The organism is Rouxiella sp. Mn2063 (genome assembly GCF_049319665.1).
In the GTDB taxonomy this organism is placed as follows: domain Bacteria; phylum Pseudomonadota; class Gammaproteobacteria; order Enterobacterales; family Enterobacteriaceae; genus JBMOUD01.
Window position 1 is genome coordinate 18,081 of record NZ_JBMOUD010000007.1, and the last position, 18,194, is coordinate 36,274.

Genomic DNA, 18,194 nt, shown 5'->3' on the forward strand with positions numbered 1-18,194 from the left:
TATAAGAGTGATCAGACTATGACAACCAGGCTTAGGGTTGAGAATCTCAGTAAGACCTTCGTATTACATAATCAGCAAGGTATTCGTCTGCCGGTGTTTACCGACGCATGTTTAGAGGTAAATGCCGGTGAATGCGTGGTGTTACACGGCCATTCAGGCAGTGGGAAATCGACGCTGTTACGCTCGCTTTATGGTAATTACCTGCCAGATAGCGGCCAGATTTGGGTCGGTCACCAAGGTGAGATGGTCGAGCTGGTCGCGGCCGAAGCGCGCCAAATTTTGGCCGTGCGTCGCCACAGTTTAGGCTGGGTCAGCCAGTTCTTGCGGGTGATCCCTCGTATCAGTGCATTGAATCTGGTGATGCAGCCCTTGCTGGAGTTGGGCGTAGATAAAGCCGAGTGTGAAGAGCGCGCCAGCACCTTATTGACCCATCTGAATGTGCCACAACGCCTCTGGCATCTGGCACCGTCAACCTTCTCTGGCGGTGAACAACAGCGCGTGAATATTGCCCGTGGATTTATTGTCGATTACCCGATTTTACTGCTCGATGAACCGACCGCTTCGCTGGACGCCACCAACCGCGCAGCCGTCGTTACCCTGATTCAACAAGCCAAACAACGCGGTGCCGCTATTGTCGGTATTTTCCACGACGAAGATGTCCGCGACCAAGTTGCCGACAGGCTCTATACCATGACGCCAGCGTCAGTCTCTGCCGAGGTTCAACCATGATTATCAATAACGTTAAACTGGTGTTGGAAAACGAAGTCGTTGAGGGATCATTAGCAGTAAAAAATGGCGTGATCAGCGCCTTTGCCGATACGAATAGTCAGTTGCCAGAAGCGATTAATGGCGAAGGCGGTTGGTTAATGCCGGGTTTTATCGAGCTACATACCGATAACCTGGATAAATTCTTTACCCCGCGCCCTAAGGTTGACTGGCCTGCCTACTCCGCAATGAGCAGCCACGATGCGTTGATGGTGGCTAGCGGTATTACCACCGTGCTTGATGCTATCGCCGTAGGCGATGTGCGCGATGGTGGGCACCGCTTAGATAACCTGCAAAAAATGATTGGCGCAGTACGCAATAGCGAGCAAGCGGGTCTCAATCGCGCTGAACACCGTTTGCACCTGCGTTGCGAGCTGCCGCATGAGTCAACATTGCCATTGTTTGAAGAGTTTATGAACATCCCAGAATTGGGGCTGGTCTCGTTAATGGATCACTCACCTGGTCAGCGCCAATTCTCGACGCCAGAAAAATACCGCGAATATTATCAAGGCAAATACCGTCTCAATGACGATGAGATGGAAGCTTTCCAGGAATCACAAATAGCTAATTCTCTGCGCTGGGCCAAGCCAAACCGCATGGCGATTGCTGAGCATTGCAACCGTCTGGGCATTGCGCTCGCTAGCCATGATGATGCAACCGCTGCCCACGTAGCCGAGTCTAAAGCACTAGGCAGCGTGATCGCTGAGTTCCCGACTACCGAGGAAGCAGCATACGCTTCTCATCAGCAAGGGCTGCAAGTATTGATGGGAGCGCCAAATATTATCCGTGGTGGCTCGCATTCCGGTAACGTAGCGGCACAGCATCTCGCCTCTTTAGGCCTGCTGGATATTCTGTCTTCTGACTATTATCCCGCCAGCTTGATAGATGCCGTGTTCCGTATTGCACTGGACGAAAGCAACGCCTTTGGCCTGTCACAAGCCGTAGCGCTGGTGACGCGTAACCCAGCAACGGCATTGAGCTTGCAAGACCGGGGTGTGATTGCCGAAGGCAAACGTGCGGACTTAGTGCTGGCGCGTGCGCATCAAGGCCATCACTACGTACACAACGTGTGGCGCCAAGGAAAGCAGGTATTTTAATGAGCCGATTACTCTATCTGGTGGGGCCTTCCGGCTCAGGCAAAGATAGCCTGCTGGACGCGCTTCGTGACCAACAGCCGCCGGGTTTTATCGTCGCCCATCGCTATATTACTCGCCCGGCTAGCGCCGGGTCTGAGAACCATGTTGCGCTGAGCGTCGAGGAGTATCAAAAACGCCGTGAGTTGGGTTTGTTTGCACTGCATTGGGACGCACATCAAACCCACTACGCGCTAGGTATTGAGATTGATTTGTGGATGCAGCAAGGGTTGAACGTTATCGCTAACGGCTCGCGAGAGTATTTGCAGCAAGCACAGCAACGTTACGGCGAGCGCCTGCTGCCGATCTGTTTGCATGTTTCACCCTCGGTACTGGAGAAACGCTTGCAACAACGAGGACGAGAAAACGGCGAGCAAATTAGCGCACGCCTACAACGTGCAGCGGATTATCAGCACATGTTGCCTGCTAACTGCCATTTGCTGGCCAATGATGGAGCATTGCAAGATACGCTGGCCGAACTGCTGGCGTTAATCTGCCCAATGCAGCCGATAATTGAAGGGGAAATGCCCTCATGCAATTGACGTTTCTCGGTAGCGGCGGCGCGCAACAGGTGCCGGTTTTTGGTTGTGATTGTGTGGTCTGTGAACGCGCACGGTTGCAGCCAGAGTTTCGCCGACTGCCTTGCAGTGCACAGATAATCTATGACGGAGAGTTAACCTTGATTGATGCCGGTTTGCATCAGTTAGCGGAGATATTTCGTGCGGGGCAAATTCAACGTTTTTTGCTGACACATTATCATATGGATCACGTTCAGGGACTATTTCCTCTACGTTGGGGGATGGGTCAAACCATTCCGGTCTTCGGCCCACCGGATAACCAAGGCTGTGATGACCTGTTCAAACACCCCGGGATATTAGATTTCCAACCACCATTCCAGGCTTTGGTGCCGCAACAAGTCGGTGCCCTTTTGGTCACGCCAATCCCGCTTAATCATTCCAAAGTGACTTACGGCTATTTGATTCAACATCCGTCAGATCATCATGATAGAAGCGTCTCTCTCGCCTATCTAACCGATACCGCGGGTTTACCCGATGTCAGCAAGGCATTTTTGCAGAGCGTGAGCCTTGATCTGTTAGTGCTCGACTGCAGTCATCCACCGCGTAGTAAACCTGACCGTAATCATAATGATATTCATCAAGCATTGGAGATTCATCGCCAGCTAGTACCTAAGCAGACGTTGCTGACACACGTCAGCCACCTGCTGGATGCCTGGCTGATGGATAATCATTTACCGAAAGGGGTCGACGTGGCGCGGGATAATATGGTGATTACATTATGATGGCTAAGGGGCGGCGGCAATGATTTAAAGGCGTTTATGGCTGCTCGGAGTAGATTTGGTCGCTTATTCACTCAGCTGATATATGCCAACGTTACCGCTCGCGCCCAGCAGGGGCTTTTCGGCGAAAGCCCCTGCACCCAACGCCTGCGCTTAGCTTATCGGGTCGCTGCGCGACTGCCCGCGCTTACTGCTTCGGCCGGGCGGGTCGGCTGAGACGGGCGTCCTGCCCGGCTCAACCTAAATCGGTCGTCCATGACCGATTTCCCCTGGCCTTATGCGTTCGCTTGGCCGATAAGATGCGCTATTGAAGGTCAACGGCTAGGTCAAGGCCAACAGCTAGGTCAAGGTCAACAGCTAGGTCAAGGTCAATAGTTAGGTCAAGGTCAACGAAGCAAGAGTGAATAGGCTGGTTAGGGTCGGATTCATCACTTGATCAGCTTTTTACTGGGAGCGACTCCAGAAGATTTTTTTGCCGAATCCCAGGACGTTATCGGTCATTTTGATATCGCTGAGGCTAAGCTGCCAGATTGGGGCTTTCATTACTTTGGCGACCGGGAAGCGTTTACAGTAGAGGTGACGGGCTCGCTGCTCGTCTTCACCCTGCAAGATTGTCGCTTGCGCACTAAATTGAATGCCTTTGATCAGCGCCACGCTTTTAATCTGCGCTGAAATCGTGCCGACGACCTGTGGATTTTGCTGCATCAGCGCGCCGTGACGGGTTTTAAGCTCGGTCATCAGGTACAGCGTCATGTTTTCAGGATCTGTGACGTAGAAACAGCTGGCGCACCACATATCGCCATCGGCTTGAGCACACAGGCTCAGGACATGATTCTTGCGCAAATACTTGCTGATATGCGCTAATTCATCAGGGTTGCTCATCGTAGCTCCTTATCATCACTTGCCTGCCAGTGTAACGTGCCGCGAGTAATCATATCGATGTTTTACTTCACTTATTACTCGCGCTATGAATTAATCGTCAGCAGATTTGCTTAGAGACTCGATCGCATGACAGCTAGCCTTGCACTCAATACTACTTGGTATCTTTATATGTTGCGGACATCGTCCGACATGCTTTATACCGGTATTACCACCGATGTTGAGCGGCGATTAATACAGCATCAATCAGGTAAAGGGGCCAAGTCATTGCGCGGTAAAGGTGAACTCACGTTAGTTTATTATTGTGTAGCTGGCGATCGCTCATTAGCATCGAAATTAGAATGGCAGGTAAAGCAGTTAGCGAAAAAACAAAAAGAAAAATTGGTCGTTGCAAAACCGGATTGTTTGCAAAACTATCTTGCTGAAATGATAGAAAAGAGTATTAGTAAAAAAAACAATAAATAAGGGGCGGATTTTTCGCCCCTTATTATTACTTAATAATGTTATTAGTTAATACATTATAGTGAAACGTTAACCATTACGCCGCCAATAAAGGCATCTTTAACCTGGCTCACTGCACCTGGTGCAGAAATATATTGCAGGTTTGGACGAACTGTCAGCCAGTTTGTCGCTTTGATGCCGTAGTAAAGTTCATAGTCATATTCTGAACCGTGCTGCACCGGCAAATAAGTTGGGTTATTGTAGCTATTCACGCCGTTAGCATCGTTTTGTTGACGCTGGGTTTGTGAAAAATCACTGTTAACATGAATACGACCTACGCCGAAACCAATTTCATCCTGCGGACGCGCATCAAAGAGCCCGACATAAGTGAAGGCAATAGACTGGAAGTTATCAGTTTTCGACGTTTTCTTGTCATTCATCACGCCTTGAACAGTCAGCGTCAAACCACGGCTGGCATCGCCATTGACGGACGTAATCTGCTGTTGTGCCAACAGATAGCCACCGTAAGCGTGCGCAGTATCGCCATATTGCTGAGCGCCGTTGCTGTCGATATAAGAAGTATGATAAACGTCGCCGTTAGTTGAGCTGTAATAGGCACCAATTTTGTATTTGCCCGGTAATTTTTCTGCGCCCAATTTCGGCAACCAGCCAATCTCTACCGGTACCAGGTTACCAACCGTTCCTTTGGTATCTAAACGGAAACCATTACCGCTATCGTAGTTTTTAGGGTTTTGATTGTAGATCCCCACCTGGGTATAAATTTCAGGTGTGAAGTTCAACTTGATACGGCCACCCCATTGAGAGACAGGCCAGTTGTACCAACGATCGCCGCGCCAGTTACCCGCAGCACCGCTGCCCATGGTCAGGTTTTCAAAGTTGCTGTTCAGTGAGTCGAAATCTTCACCCACGGTCACACGACCCAATTTAATGTCCAGCGCATCGTTGAAATAGCCCTGGCGTAACCACAATTGGGTCAGACGCGTGGTTTGCCCACGGCCCCAGACTTCTTGTGAAGACGAGAGCGTGCCCACACGCGGATCGCCAGTGACATCATTGTTCAGGTTACGGCCATTACGGTTAGTGACGGTGAATTGGAATTCTGTATCGCTCCAGTTCAGTAGCTTATCTAAGTCTAGATTGACCCCAAAACCCCATTGATCGGCATAACGAGCGGTAGTTGATGTGCGATGGCCGCCAGCAAAATTACTTGCCGCTTCACCTGTATAGTTAATTTGGAAATCAACACCTTCTTGCTTCCAATTAGTTCTCGCACCGCCCCAATCTCCAAGCATATAAGGAGAATCCATTGAGAATGGCTCGGCTGTCGAAGCAGCAAAACTACTCCCAGTGGCAAACAGCAGTCCAAGTGAACAAGCAAGGCTAAGTTTTTTAAAACGGAACGGGATTTGGCTGGCCACGTTAGATTCCTTAAATAATCAAAAGTTCAGTAGCAGCAATATTATTATACTTAGCATGCTAAACTGTGACCTAGATTGGATTATTTAACACTAAAAAATTAAACCAGCGAAAATAAATTAAATAATATTTTAACCCTTCGAGATAATCGCATTTTTTGTTTAAAATAAATCAAAATTGTTATACTAAGTTTATTATCACTGTATGGAATGAAAAATTCACTATAGTTAACAAGACACCGTCTCACTGGAGAAACATACGATTATTTACACACAACTGACAAAACTTTAATAAAGCAGTTGATAATAACTCGACTTATTACTTGTTCCATTTATAAGCGGATATAACGGTCTGGATGATTAACTTTATAAAAGTTAAAAAGTAACGCTGAAAATAAAAATAGAATGACAGAATAAATATGTAATCCGCTAAATTAAACCAGTAACTCAGGGTAAGAAAGAAATATCCCTTACCCTGTTTTTCATTGAAAACGAAACTCTATAAAACAACGTTGTATTTACTCACCAATCGGCATATACCCTTGCCATTCTGGAGTATAAGGTTGCCCATGTGGATTCTCTTGCAAATGGATATAAAATTCACCCATTTTTTCAAGCAATAGACAATCATCTACGTCCTTAAGATTGTCTTTATGTTGATGATCAACGCCATTGAGAAGAGCACTGAGTCCTTTAGCTTTGGCCTCTTTTACATCGCCAGCGACAAAGAGATCAAATTCATGTAATTCGGCTAAGGTGTCTGGCCTGTAACCACCTGCATTGACGAAATATAGACGTTTACTACCAGTATAAGGTTGTTTTGAAAGAGTAATATCGTAGCCATCGGCCCATTTGATATTGGCATATCCATCAAGGTGAATTTTGTCTTTATCACCAAACCAGGCCGCTCTTAATAAAGGGATCGCCTCTTCTGGCTTATTCACGGCGGCAAACTGAATATCATGAACTTCAATATTCGATTTTCCCGCATTACCTCCAACATAAAAAATATACAAATTCATAAACTTACCAATTCATTCGTCACTATGGTTATCAGCATGGCCGCACGGCAAAAAATCAAGAGTTTCCCCTCGTTTTACTGCAACCTCTACAGGCGTTCGAATGGTGGCGAATATTCCACCAGCCCGCTGACATCAGACAGCGCCATCGGATCGAGTAAATAATATTGGAAAGAGGTTTGTGAATCGGGCCAGCGACAATGCAACTGTTGCGATATCGCAGATTTGAACCCTAAACGTCCGTAATAGCTCGGAGAACCCAAAACCACAACAGCGGCATAGCCAAATTCGTTTAGCGAATCCAAACCCTCGTAAATTAATTTCTCTGCCAGCCCCTGGCGACGCAGAGAAGCTTCTACGGCTATTGGCGCTAACGCAACCCACTGGCGGTCTTCTCCTTGAACATAAACCGGAGTAAATGCCGCATAACCGACTACGCCACCTTCATCGTCCGTTGCGACAATACCTAGAGTCAGTAAGCCGTCTTCACGTAATTGCTGAACTAAGTCAGCCTCATCATCACGGCCAAAACTTTGGCGTAGCAAACTATCGATGCCAGCAGCATCAACAGGAATTTCAACCCTGATTAACATGATTGCCTCATTGAGGAGGATATCCCCTCATTCTCTGATACTCCGGTTGGAGCAAGTCGCCCGGCTTCTACGAAATCAGCCAAACGTAATAAACCTGTACGTAATAATAACGGCATACTTTCCAGTTCAAGAGCATCCATTAGATTTTTTACATATAAACCTAATTCAGTATCTCCTTCTATGCGCAAACGGCGCTGGAAGAATAACGTATCGGGATCCTCTTTACGGGCAGCAATCAAGATAAGATCATTCGCATCAGCCGTAAAGGTAACATCCGCAGTCCCCTGCTCACGTACGCATAGCTTGCCTTGGACAACACTCATCTGCCACTGCAAACCCAAATCGCCAACGTTAATACGCAACCAGCGATTCTCAAGAAAATCTAACTCGCCATCAGCCAGCGTCTGCTGTAGTTGCCAACTCAGTACCTGTTCAATAACCCGACGCTTTAGTGCAAAAGGGGTAAACCCCAAAGGGACTTTTAATAGCGATGGGGCCTGATGTACCAACTGGGCACGTAGTTTTTGCAACATAGGGGGCTGCTCCTTCAGTTAACAGATACTCCACAAGCGACAGATATTATGGTCTTCACATTAATTCACAGCAGCTTGTAGTCATCAACTTTCTCTATTTACGCTGACATCCATAGCCTCACGCTAAGGCCAAAGAGTCGGGCAATAAAAATAGTGCACCAGAATTCCTACGTGTACAACCTTCTGATTGAACGTCCTTGGTACAACACAGCATAAACTGCCCCAAATCAAAATATTGTGCAGAAACCTTACTTAAAATAGCCGCCTCGCCATGACGCTTGTATGGGATTTTGCCCTAGAGTGCATAAATTTTCTTTATACGAATCGGTCAATTTATCGATTTTCACAGGAAAAAAAGATGGAGCTTCTTTGCCCGGCAGGTAATCTGCCTGCATTAAAGGCAGCAATCGATAGCGGTGCTGACGCTGTCTATATCGGCCTGAAAGATGACACCAACGCCCGCCATTTTGCTGGCCTGAATTTTACCGAGAAAAAGCTTAATGAAGCGGCAAATTACGTCCATCAGCATCGCCGTAAATTGCATATCGCTATCAATACTTTCGCTCATCCCGATGGTTTTTCTCGTTGGGAACGAGCGGTTGATGTCGCCGTTGGATTAGGCGCAGACGCACTAATTCTGGCGGATCTGGCGATGCTGGATTACGCGGCAAGACGTTATCCTTCCGTTGAACGCCATGTTTCGGTGCAAGCCTCGGCGACTAATGAACAAGCTATCCATTTTTATAAACAACATTTTGACGTCGCACGTGTCGTTATTCCTCGAGTACTTTCTATACATCAGGTACGCCAGCTTTCACGCAGCAGTTGTGTTCCACTCGAGGTCTTTGCTTTCGGTAGTTTGTGTATCATGGCCGAGGGGCGCTGTTATCTTTCCTCCTATCTCACTGGCGAATCGCCAAATACATCAGGCGCTTGCTCGCCCGCTCGTTTTGTTCGCTGGCAACAAACGCCACAGGGAATGAATTCCCGACTTAATGACGTATTGATTGATTGCTATGACGAAGGTGAAAACGCTGGCTATCCAACCTTGTGCAAAGGCCGCTATCAGGTTGATGGCCATCTCTATCACGCGCTAGAAGAGCCCACTAGCCTCAATACTCTCGAGCTGCTGCCAGAACTGTTCGCTGCCAATATAGCCTCGGTAAAAATTGAAGGCCGTCAGCGCAGTCCGGCTTATGTCAGCCAGGTTACACGGGTTTGGCGTACAGCAATCGACAGCTATTTAGCCAATCCGCAGCATTTCACCGTCGAGGCCAATTGGATGCAAACCTTGGGGGCCTTATCTGAAGGTTCACAAACTACGCTGGGCGCTTATCACCGCGAATGGCAATAGATATAAGACGAGGAACATCATGAAGTATTCATTAGGTGCGGTTTTATATTATTGGCCTCAAAATGAAGTAGAAGCCTTTTATGAAGCAGCCAGCCACAGTAGTGCTGACATCATTTACCTGGGGGAAACGGTTTGTGCCAAACGACGGGAAATGAAAGTAAATGATTGGCTTCATCTTGCCCGCCAGCTTGCCGGGCAGGGTAAGCAGGTTGTCATATCAACACTGGCCTTGCTGCAAGCCCCTTCGGAACTTAACGAGTTGAAACGTTACGTTGAAAATGGCGAATTTTTGCTAGAAGCCAACGACCTGGGGGCGGTAAATATGGCCGCAGAACGTAATTTACCTTTTGTCGCTGGTCACGCGCTTAATTGCTATAACGCCGTCGCCCTGAAAATTCTGCAACAGCAAGGTATGATCCGCTGGTGCATGCCGGTAGAGCTCTCGCGTGACTGGCTGACTAATCTACTCAATCAATGCCAGGAGCTGGGCATCCGCGATAAGTTTGAAATCGAAGTATTATCCTACGGCCATTTACCGCTGGCCTACTCCGCTCGCTGCTTTACCGCCCGTGCCGAAAATCGTGGTAAGGATGAGTGTGAAACCTGCTGTATTCAGTATCCACAAGGTAGAAAAGTGTTAACTCAAGAAGACCAACAAGTGTTTGTTCTCAACGGGATCCAGACGCAAAGTGGCTATTGTTATAACCTGGGTAATGAACTGGCTTCGATGGACGGACTTGTTGATATCGTTCGCCTCTCACCACAAGGTATTGAAACACTAGAGCAGCTAGAGGCATTTCGCGCCAATGAAAAGGGCCAACGACCGCTGGCGTTAACTAACCACAGCGAATGTAACGGTTACTGGAAACGTTTAGCAGGATTAGAGTTAGTTGGATGACTATCAGTTTTAGCTAGCAGAGAGAGGCTGGTGTGGCACACCAGCCTGATTTGTTAGTCATTCTTCAGCGGTTTTTTTCTATGCAACAATGTCCTGAATTTCCCACTATCACGCAAAATGCCCAAACCAATGCCAAGCAACGTATAAACTACGCCCAAAATCAGCATTTTAATAATATCCCCCCAGACTTCGCTAAATGGCAGTCCCATCTGGTTAACACCAGCAATCGCTTTGGTCGCCCAGGTTGACGGGAAGGCCGAGGAGACTAACCACACCCAGTCGGGCATTGCCTGACGCGGCCAAATAGTCCCTGAGATATAAAAAACCGGCGTCGTAATAAAAGCCAGCGTCAGATAAATCATCTCAACACTGCGCAAACACTCGGTAATTAATTTTCCTAAGCCTAATACCGCCAATAAGAAAGGGAAGGTCAATAGTAAAATCTCAGCGATGGTCGCTGTTTGTCGATATCCCAATACCCAGGGCCATAGGACAAACAACACTATCGATAAGAATAACCAAATAGGGATCAGTGCCGATAGCGCCCCCAACACAACCGGTATCGCAGGTTTGCCATTCGGCGCGCTGTTTACCGCAATATTGGTTCGCACGCTGGCAATCAGCAAGGAGTGCTGCAATAGCATAACGAGCAACCCCGGAAATACGATGGCAGCAAAACTGGTCCCAGGGTTAAACAGATCGATTGTTTGTCCCACAATCGGGGTTAATAATACTTGCGCCTGGCGATGGCTAAAGCCACTTTGCAGCAATAATTCTGTATTGTAACTACTTACCATACTTTGATAAGCACTCTGTATATTGATCTGAATCTGTCCGTTCGCAAGCCGGTTAGTCGCATCACCAAACATCGGGATTACTACCGATTTTCCTGCCAGCATTTTCTGCTCAAAATCGGTCGGTACGACAAGAACAGCGAAAAGTTTACGTAGATTCAGATCATTACGCGCTTCCTGCACACTTTGATAGCTGACCATACTGGCTTTAGGCGTTGAATCAAGATCGCGGATCAGCAGCCGACTAGCATGGCTATGATCCTGATCGACAACACCAACAGGAAGATCCCAAACCGAATGATTCAGATAGACTGTGCTCATCAGACACAACGATAGCAACAGCATGAGCCACATTGGCTTATCGAGTAAGCCAGTCAGCGTTTTGAGAAAGGTCTGTCGGTAAATTGTTAGCCATTCGCGACGAGTCATTTTCCCGCCTCCTGTTTCTTCAATCTCAGGTAGAGGCGTTTATGAACCAAAATGCCGGTAATAAAAGGATAAACCAGTAAAAGCGCGCATACGCTAATAATATGGCTAACCGGAACTTGTCGTAAGAACACATCAAACATAGCGGCAAGCGCGTGAGTAAGTGGTTCTATTTCAGCAATAATTCTGGCAAACAGCGGCATTGAGAGCTCAGGAACCGAGGTACCGGAGAAGGTGAAGGCCAGACTGACAAAAATCCCCATCAGGGTATAAGCATTGATCGTCGTCCCGGTGAAGGTGAAGAGCAAAATACCAATACTCTGCGCCGCCATGACATAGAAAAATGCGATTAATAACATAAAGATTGGGTTGCCGCTCACTCGCGCATCAAATACCCATACCAATAAGGCAATTTCTACCATCAATAGCGTGGTAAAGCACAGCGTATAGGGTGCAAGCTTACCGAGCAATGCCAAGGTGAACGACTGAGAACCAAGCAATGATTGACTGCGAGCCATCACATAAATCATGCAAGTGACGGTGAACAGCTGCAACATATGGATAGTTGCCGCAAACTGCTGGAAGTAAATATAACTGCCGCTGGCATTAAAGAGGCTGTCGTAATTGAGTTGAACGTTGGCAAGCGTTGGAGCTGGTTTACCAATAGCGGCGGCAATAAAACTACGATAGCTGCTATTAAGATCTGTCATCACACCGCTAAAATCTTGGGTGGAATAGAACCCTGCGCCGTAGAACAACGCATTATAATAAAGTACAGCACTCGGCTGACGCCCCGCCAACACATCAGCTTCAAATTTCGGTGGGATATACAACAGCGAATAATCATCCCCGCTTCTGAGCCGATTTAGCGCTTGTTGCAAGCCACCATCATACGCCTGCACTTTGGCATGTGAACCTGCATCCAAGTGGCGCACCAATGCTTTTGACATCGTGCTATTGTCATTGTCCACTACCGAGACAGGCAGATCGAGCAAGGTGCCTTCCGAGAAATTACTGGCGATTAGCGTAAATAGCAGTAATGGAAAACACCAGCATAGCCAGTGAATAACTGGCCGCCGAAATGAAGAAGCAGTCTCGCGACTAAATGATCGACTGAAAGCGCGCCAGCCGGCTCTTATTCTATGCCCATTCATTAGTGTTTCCACTGCCAAAGCGCGCTCATCCCTTGGCGCAGCCCGGGTACCGGTTCTGCAGGATATAATCGAACCTCGAAGGTTTTCAGGTCAAAATCCCCGGTCGCACGCGTCGCACGTTTAGTCGCGTAGTCACCTAATGGTGCAATATAACGAACTTCAGCTTCAATTCTTTGGTTGCCTAAACCCGGCACCCGTATCGTCACTTTGTCGCCCTTACGAACTTTAGCCAAGATATCTTCACGCAAATTGAAGACGAAATAGGCCTGCGGCAAACGGATCAACGTAATGAGCGGACTATTGGCGGATTCCAGCTCACCCACTTCGGCAGGAATTGGCCCGACTTCACCATCAACCGGTGCTCTAACTTGCAGATCGTCGGTTTGTGCTTTGATAACCAGAAGGTTCTCTTCAGCAGCACGTAATTGAGCAGCATAAATATCACGTTGTTCAAAACGATCGCCGTTGATGCCCTCTTCCAAGTTTGCTTTTGCAGCCATCAATTGTTGATAGGTGCTATCGCGTGTTTTCAACGAAGATTCGAGGTCAGAGGCCGACACATAACCTTTAGCGGCAACGCGCGCATTGCGGTTGTATTGGTCGCGAGCATTTACGTAAGCGGCCTGAGCCTGCGCGACAGTCGCACGCAAATTGCGAATACTTTCTTCACGCGTGCCATTCAAGGAGAGCGCTAATTGGGATTTGGCCTGATCGCGAGCAGCCTGTGCGGATCGAAGCTGTGCCATCAGTTCAGGGCTATCCAGAGTCATCAGCAGTTGGCCGGCTTTCACATCATCACCACGCCTTGCCTGACGTTCAATGACGCGCCCTTTCGCTTTTGAAGCGACAATGACCTCTGGCGCGTCTACTTCACCTTGTAGCAACAAGTCCTGATTACTTGCGCGAAACAGTACTGCCAATGCAACCAATATTGCTACCAGCAGCAGGGTAAATAACACTCTTTTGCTCATTCAATCGTTACCTTTTACCTGCTAATTCAAATAGTAAACCCAAAATATTCAACGGCAGCCAGAAGGTATCCTTCTCATACCTACCACTTGCAATAAGGAGGCATGCACAGCAATCCATTGGTGTTTCCAGACGATCAAGTGAGCAATCATAACTGTAAACACATTGAATATGTTTGACATGAAATCACTTTTTTAATCAAGCAATCCCTTTCTTTTATCGGACAGGCCACATATCACAGGCCATAAAACCCTTAAAAGTAAATGGAGTATTAAAAATACATGAAATAAGCAATACTCAACGTCATAATTAGCAGACTTGCTACTTTTGCTGCTTAAATCAACAAATGGTGAGCTTATCTTATGTCTGAGAAAATAACGGTTCCTCTTTCGGTCCTCGATTTAGCCCCTGTCCCGCAGGGCGCTACGCCGAAACAAGCTTTTCAGTCTTCCCTTGAGCTAGCGCAAAACGCCGAAAAATGGGGATACCAGCGCTATTGGTTAGCTGAACATCACAATATGACCGGTATCGCCAGCGCGGCAACATCGGTACTTATTGGTTTTATCGCCGCTGGCACCAAACATATTCGCCTCGGTTCAGGTGGCGTCATGTTACCCAACCATTCCCCGTTGGTTATCGCTGAACAGTTTGGCACTTTGGCGACACTCTATCCCAATCGTATTGATTTGGGACTTGGCCGCGCGCCGGGAACCGATCAGAGAACCATGATCGCTTTGCGTCGTCATCTTTCAGGCGAAGTAGATAATTTCCCGCGCGATGTACAAGAATTACAGCACTATTTTGCAGATGTGCAACCCGACCAAGCGGTACAGGCCGTCCCAGGACAAGGTTTACACGTGCCGATTTGGTTGCTAGGTTCTAGTCTTTATAGCGCCCAGCTCGCAGCAGCACTGGGTTTGCCTTTTGCGTTCGCTTCGCACTTTGCTCCTGATATGCTTTATCAGGCCCTATCGATTTATCGCAGTAAATTCCAACCTTCTGCTCAATTACAAGCACCTCACGCGATGGTATGTATCAATGTCATTGCTGCTGATAGTAATGAAGAGGCACAGCGGATGTTTACCTCAAATCAACAGCAATTTATTAATCTGCGCCGTGGCAAACCGGGGAAATTGCCGGCACCGGTGGATAATATCGAAAGCCTGTGGTCAGCACAGGAGCGCTTTGGCGTCGATCAAGCGCTAAGGATGTCGGTCGTGGGTAATAAAGAGACTGTACGCCAGGGCTTACAAACCGTGCTTCGTGAAACTGACGCTGATGAGCTGATGATTAATGGTCAAATTTTTGATCGCCAGGCTCGTCTGCACTCTTTTGAAATTGTCTCGCAATTACAAGGCGATTTGATAAAAGAAACACGCCTAGGCTAATGTTCGCCAAATCATAGACATAAAAAAACCAGCCTTACGGCTGGTTTTTTCTTTTCGCGTATTATCTCTCAATAGCCTTTATGGCCACAGAGGGATTATGCGTCAGTAGTACGACGCGGCGCACGGCTCGGTGGACGACGCTCACCTGCAGCTGAGTTGCCACCTTCACGGCGTTCACCGTTGAAAGGACGACCGCGACCCGCACCACCTTCACGACGTTCACCGCTGAAAGAACGTGGAGCACCGTTGCCACGACGTTCACCGCCGCCAGCTGGGCGTTCACGACGTGCTGACTGAGGCTGTGCATCACCCATCAGTTGCATGTTCATCGGCTTGTTCAAGATACGAGTACGGGTGAAGTGAGACAGGATCTCGCCCGGCATACCTTTTGGCAACTCAATGGTTGAGTGTCCAGCGAACAGCTTGATGTTACCAATGTAACGGCTGCTGATGTCGCCTTCGTTAGCGATAGCACCAACGATGTGACGAACTTCAACGCCATCATCACGGCCCACTTCAATGCGGTAGAGTTCCATTTCGCCAGCATCACGACGCTCACGACGTGGACGATCGCCATCACGCGCAGGACGATCGCCATCACGAGATGGACGACGGTCGCCGCGATCGCCACGGTCAGCACGATCTTCGAACTCACGACGCGGTGGACGGCTTTTGAATACCGGATCAGCAGGAACGATCAGCGGACGCTCACCTTGAGCCATTTTCAGCAATGCAGCAGCCAGAGTTTCGATTTCTAACTCTTCTTCTGGTTGCAACTTAGCCAACAGGCCGCGGTACAAGTCCAGATCGCTACTTTCCAGTTGTTGCTGAACTTTCGCTGCAAACTTAGCCAAACGACGTTGACCCAAGATCTCTGCATTTGGCAATTCAACTTCTGGAATGGTCAGCTTCATGGTGCGTTCGATGTTACGCAGCAGGCGACGTTCGCGGTTCTCAACGAACAGCAAAGCACGGCCAGCACGACCCGCACGACCGGTACGACCGATACGGTGGACGTAAGACTCTGAATCCATTGGGATATCGTAGTTTACAACCAAGCTGATACGTTCAACGTCAAGACCACGAGCGGCTACGTCGGTTGCAATCAGAATATCCAAACGGCCATCTTTCAGACGTTCCAGAGTCTGCTCACGCAGTGCCTGGTTCATATCACCATTCAGTGCTGCGCTGCTGTAACCACTACGCTCAAGCGTTTCGGCAACTTCCAGCGTGGCATTTTTGGTACGAACGAAGATGATAGCTGCATCAAAATCTTCCGCTTCCAGGAAACGTACCAGTGCTTCGTTTTTGCGTGCGCCGTAAACAGACCAGTAGCTCTGGCTGATGTCTGGACGGTTAGTCACGCTTGACTGGATGCGAACTTCCTGTGGATCTTTCATGAAACGACGTGTAATACGACGAATCGCTTCTGGCATAGTTGCAGAGAACAGCGCGGTCTGATGTTCAGCCGGGATCTGCGCCATGATGGTTTCAACGTCTTCGATGAAGCCCATACGCAGCATTTCATCGGCTTCGTCCAGTACCAGGCCGCTCAAGTTAGAGAGGTTCAAAGTACCGCGCTTCAGGTGGTCCAGCAGACGGCCTGGAGTACCTACAACAACTTGTGGTCCCTGACGCAATGCGCGCAGTTGGACGTCATAACGCTGGCCGCCGTACAGAGCAACCACATTCACGCCATGCATGTGTTTAGAGAAATCGGTCATTGCTTCAGCAACCTGAACCGCCAGTTCGCGGGTCGGAGCCAAAACAAGAATTTGTGGTGCTTTCAGGGAAGCATCAATGTTGTGCAACAGTGGCAGCGAGAATGCTGCAGTTTTACCACTACCGGTCTGCGCCATGCCCAGAACATCGCGACCATTTAACAGGTGCGGAATACATTCAGCTTGGATCGGTGATGGTTTTTCGTAGCCCAAATCAGTCAGGGCGGAAATGATAGGAGCGGACAGCCCCAGGTCAGCAAAAGAGGTTTCAAACTCAGTAGTCATGTACACGTGCCTCATTAATAATGGCAGCCAGTCTACATAACTCGTCGAGAAAATTTTCAGTCATTTTCATTGAAAAGTGTGAACCGGCTCAAATTAGATTATAAAACGAACAAAGCAACCCTCGCCCGTTAAGGCGATTAAAAATGGCATAGCACCACAGTTAATCAGGCTGATTGGTTTCGTCAGCTATTGCTGGTCCGATTCTGATAGGTCATCTTGCTCGTGGCCCAAAAGCGCCAATTCCAACAATGCATAGCGGTGCTCAACAAAGTTGTGAACGTTGTTAGCTACCGTCAGTTTGAACAGTGCAGAAGCGCTGTTCTTGTCCCCCAGACTTAGGTAATGCTTACCTAAATAGAAGTCAGTTTCACTGAGATGCTCAGCGAGCGAAGTGTTATCCGTAGCTTCCGCCTTGAGGCGTTCCATCAACGTAGATTCGCTGATTTTGCCCAAGTAGAATTCGACGATATTCCATCCCCATTGCCCTCTGGTCGCTTTGTCATAACGCTGCTGGAGCGCTACTTCGGCATTCTTAGGATTGATTTCTCGCTCCACAAGATAAAGCCATAACGAACGGAAGGGATCATTTGGATCGTCTCGATAAAACGCCTGCAGATCATCCTGCGCTAATGAGTATCGGCCGCCATAATACAGAGCGATACCTCGGTTTAAACGCGCGTAGTTGTAAGTTGGATCAAGCTCTAGTACAGAATCAAACGCTTCATAGGCAGCATCAAAATTGCCTGCCTGCGTTAGGTAAATACCCAGGTAGTTAAAAACTTCTGGCATATCAGGACGAATAGACAGCGCTTGTGAAAAATCATTTCGCGCTAGTGCTCTTAGCCCGAGACTATCATACAGCACACCGCGCTCATATAATAGCTGTGCTCTCTCATCATCTGTTAATGATCGACTGGCAAGTATCTGTTCCATACGCGCCAAGATCACTTCCTGCTGCAAAGTAGGTTGCAGCGGAATTGCCAAGACCTCGTCTTTACGCCAATCATGGTTGCTGCATCCTGCCAACAAAAGTGTTGTCGCAATATAACAACAGCGCAAGAAAGGCTTCATTTCAACTCCCAGAGACAAACATTGGGTTATCGTCCTGA

General features: G+C 48.2%; 19 protein-coding genes. 8 read left to right on the forward strand and 11 right to left on the reverse strand.

What is annotated here, in order from left to right:
* The first annotated feature begins 18 nt into the window (after positions 1-18).
* Genes phnL through phnP form a run of 4 tightly spaced genes read left to right on the forward strand, consistent with a single transcriptional unit; the run spans position 19 to position 3,198 of the window.
* Positions 19-729, forward strand: a complete 711-nt coding sequence (gene phnL / locus ACL9RG_RS12055; RefSeq protein ID WP_422792861.1) for a phosphonate C-P lyase system protein PhnL — start codon at positions 19-21, stop codon at positions 727-729.
* The gene (phnM, locus tag ACL9RG_RS12060) at positions 726-1,862 is read left to right on the forward strand and encodes an alpha-D-ribose 1-methylphosphonate 5-triphosphate diphosphatase (RefSeq protein ID WP_422792862.1); all 1,137 of its coding nucleotides are present in this window, start codon (positions 726-728) and stop codon (positions 1,860-1,862) included. The genes phnL and phnM overlap by 4 nt, the downstream gene beginning before the upstream one ends.
* The gene (gene phnN / locus ACL9RG_RS12065) at positions 1,862-2,440 is read left to right on the forward strand and encodes a ribose 1,5-bisphosphokinase (RefSeq protein ID WP_422792863.1); all 579 of its coding nucleotides are present in this window, start codon (positions 1,862-1,864) and stop codon (positions 2,438-2,440) included. Before phnM ends, phnN begins: the two co-directional genes overlap by 1 nt.
* Positions 2,431-3,198 (forward strand): phosphonate metabolism protein PhnP, encoded by a 768-nt coding sequence (phnP, locus tag ACL9RG_RS12070; protein WP_422792864.1) that lies wholly within the window; start codon positions 2,431-2,433, stop codon positions 3,196-3,198. Before phnN ends, phnP begins: the two co-directional genes overlap by 10 nt.
* Before the next feature lie 441 nt (positions 3,199-3,639).
* Here phnP and ACL9RG_RS12075 read toward each other — a convergent pair whose 3' ends face one another.
* Positions 3,640-4,077 (reverse strand): YhbP family protein, encoded by a 438-nt coding sequence (locus ACL9RG_RS12075; RefSeq protein ID WP_422792865.1) that lies wholly within the window; start codon positions 4,075-4,077, stop codon positions 3,640-3,642.
* Between the two features lie 126 nt (positions 4,078-4,203).
* On the opposite strand from ACL9RG_RS12075, the gene ACL9RG_RS12080 reads away from it, so the two are divergent.
* A complete protein-coding gene (locus ACL9RG_RS12080) occupies positions 4,204-4,539 on the forward strand; it encodes a GIY-YIG nuclease family protein (protein ID WP_422792867.1) in 336 nt (111 codons plus the stop codon).
* Between the two features lie 53 nt (positions 4,540-4,592).
* Here ACL9RG_RS12080 and ACL9RG_RS12085 read toward each other — a convergent pair whose 3' ends face one another.
* The 4 genes from ACL9RG_RS12085 to ubiT form a co-directional block, all read right to left on the reverse strand.
* Positions 4,593-5,954, reverse strand: coding sequence for a carbohydrate porin (locus ACL9RG_RS12085; protein ID WP_422792868.1), 1,362 nt, complete (start codon positions 5,952-5,954; stop codon positions 4,593-4,595).
* A 515-nt stretch (positions 5,955-6,469) separates the two neighbouring features.
* Complete coding sequence (locus ACL9RG_RS12090) at positions 6,470-6,973, reverse strand: DUF1543 domain-containing protein (protein ID WP_422792869.1); 504 nt, start codon at positions 6,971-6,973, stop codon at positions 6,470-6,472.
* Positions 6,974-7,059: 86 nt separating this feature from the next.
* Positions 7,060-7,563 (reverse strand): GNAT family N-acetyltransferase, encoded by a 504-nt coding sequence (locus ACL9RG_RS12095; protein WP_422792870.1) that lies wholly within the window; start codon positions 7,561-7,563, stop codon positions 7,060-7,062.
* A complete protein-coding gene (gene ubiT / locus ACL9RG_RS12100) occupies positions 7,557-8,096 on the reverse strand; it encodes a ubiquinone anaerobic biosynthesis accessory factor UbiT (protein WP_422792871.1) in 540 nt (179 codons plus the stop codon). Before ubiT ends, ACL9RG_RS12095 begins: the two co-directional genes overlap by 7 nt.
* A gap of 358 nt (positions 8,097-8,454) precedes the next feature.
* On the opposite strand from ubiT, the gene ubiU reads away from it, so the two are divergent.
* Positions 8,455-9,450, forward strand: a complete 996-nt coding sequence (gene ubiU / locus ACL9RG_RS12105; RefSeq protein WP_422792872.1) for a ubiquinone anaerobic biosynthesis protein UbiU — start codon at positions 8,455-8,457, stop codon at positions 9,448-9,450.
* Positions 9,451-9,469: 19 nt separating this feature from the next.
* Positions 9,470-10,348 (forward strand): U32 family peptidase, encoded by an 879-nt coding sequence (locus ACL9RG_RS12110; protein ID WP_422792873.1) that lies wholly within the window; start codon positions 9,470-9,472, stop codon positions 10,346-10,348.
* Positions 10,349-10,401: 53 nt separating this feature from the next.
* On the opposite strand, the gene ACL9RG_RS12115 is transcribed toward ACL9RG_RS12110, so the two are convergent.
* From ACL9RG_RS12115 to ACL9RG_RS12125, 3 genes are read right to left on the reverse strand one after another with little or no spacing between them, the layout of a single operon-like run.
* On the reverse strand, positions 10,402-11,571 hold the full coding sequence (locus ACL9RG_RS12115; protein ID WP_422792874.1) for an ABC transporter permease: 1,170 nt from the start codon (positions 11,569-11,571) through the stop codon (positions 10,402-10,404).
* Complete coding sequence (locus ACL9RG_RS12120; RefSeq protein WP_422792875.1) at positions 11,568-12,722, reverse strand: ABC transporter permease; 1,155 nt, start codon at positions 12,720-12,722, stop codon at positions 11,568-11,570. Before ACL9RG_RS12120 ends, ACL9RG_RS12115 begins: the two co-directional genes overlap by 4 nt.
* A complete protein-coding gene (locus ACL9RG_RS12125) occupies positions 12,722-13,693 on the reverse strand; it encodes an HlyD family secretion protein (protein ID WP_422792876.1) in 972 nt (323 codons plus the stop codon). Before ACL9RG_RS12125 ends, ACL9RG_RS12120 begins: the two co-directional genes overlap by 1 nt.
* A gap of 360 nt (positions 13,694-14,053) precedes the next feature.
* Between ACL9RG_RS12125 and ACL9RG_RS12130 the strand changes: the two genes are divergently transcribed.
* The gene (locus tag ACL9RG_RS12130; RefSeq protein WP_422792877.1) at positions 14,054-15,079 is read left to right on the forward strand and encodes a luciferase-like monooxygenase; all 1,026 of its coding nucleotides are present in this window, start codon (positions 14,054-14,056) and stop codon (positions 15,077-15,079) included.
* A 95-nt stretch (positions 15,080-15,174) separates the two neighbouring features.
* Here ACL9RG_RS12130 and ACL9RG_RS12135 read toward each other — a convergent pair whose 3' ends face one another.
* From ACL9RG_RS12135 to nlpI, 3 genes are all read right to left on the reverse strand, one after another.
* Entirely contained in the window at positions 15,175-17,085 is a 1,911-nt protein-coding gene (locus ACL9RG_RS12135) for a DEAD/DEAH family ATP-dependent RNA helicase (protein ID WP_422792878.1), read from the reverse strand.
* Positions 17,075-17,155, reverse strand: coding sequence for a protein YrbN (gene yrbN / locus ACL9RG_RS12140; RefSeq protein ID WP_096335046.1), 81 nt, complete (start codon positions 17,153-17,155; stop codon positions 17,075-17,077). The genes ACL9RG_RS12135 and yrbN overlap by 11 nt, the downstream gene beginning before the upstream one ends.
* Positions 17,156-17,271: 116 nt before the next feature.
* Entirely contained in the window at positions 17,272-18,156 is an 885-nt protein-coding gene (nlpI, locus tag ACL9RG_RS12145) for a lipoprotein NlpI (protein ID WP_422792879.1), read from the reverse strand.
* Positions 18,157-18,194: the final 38 nt, after the last annotated feature.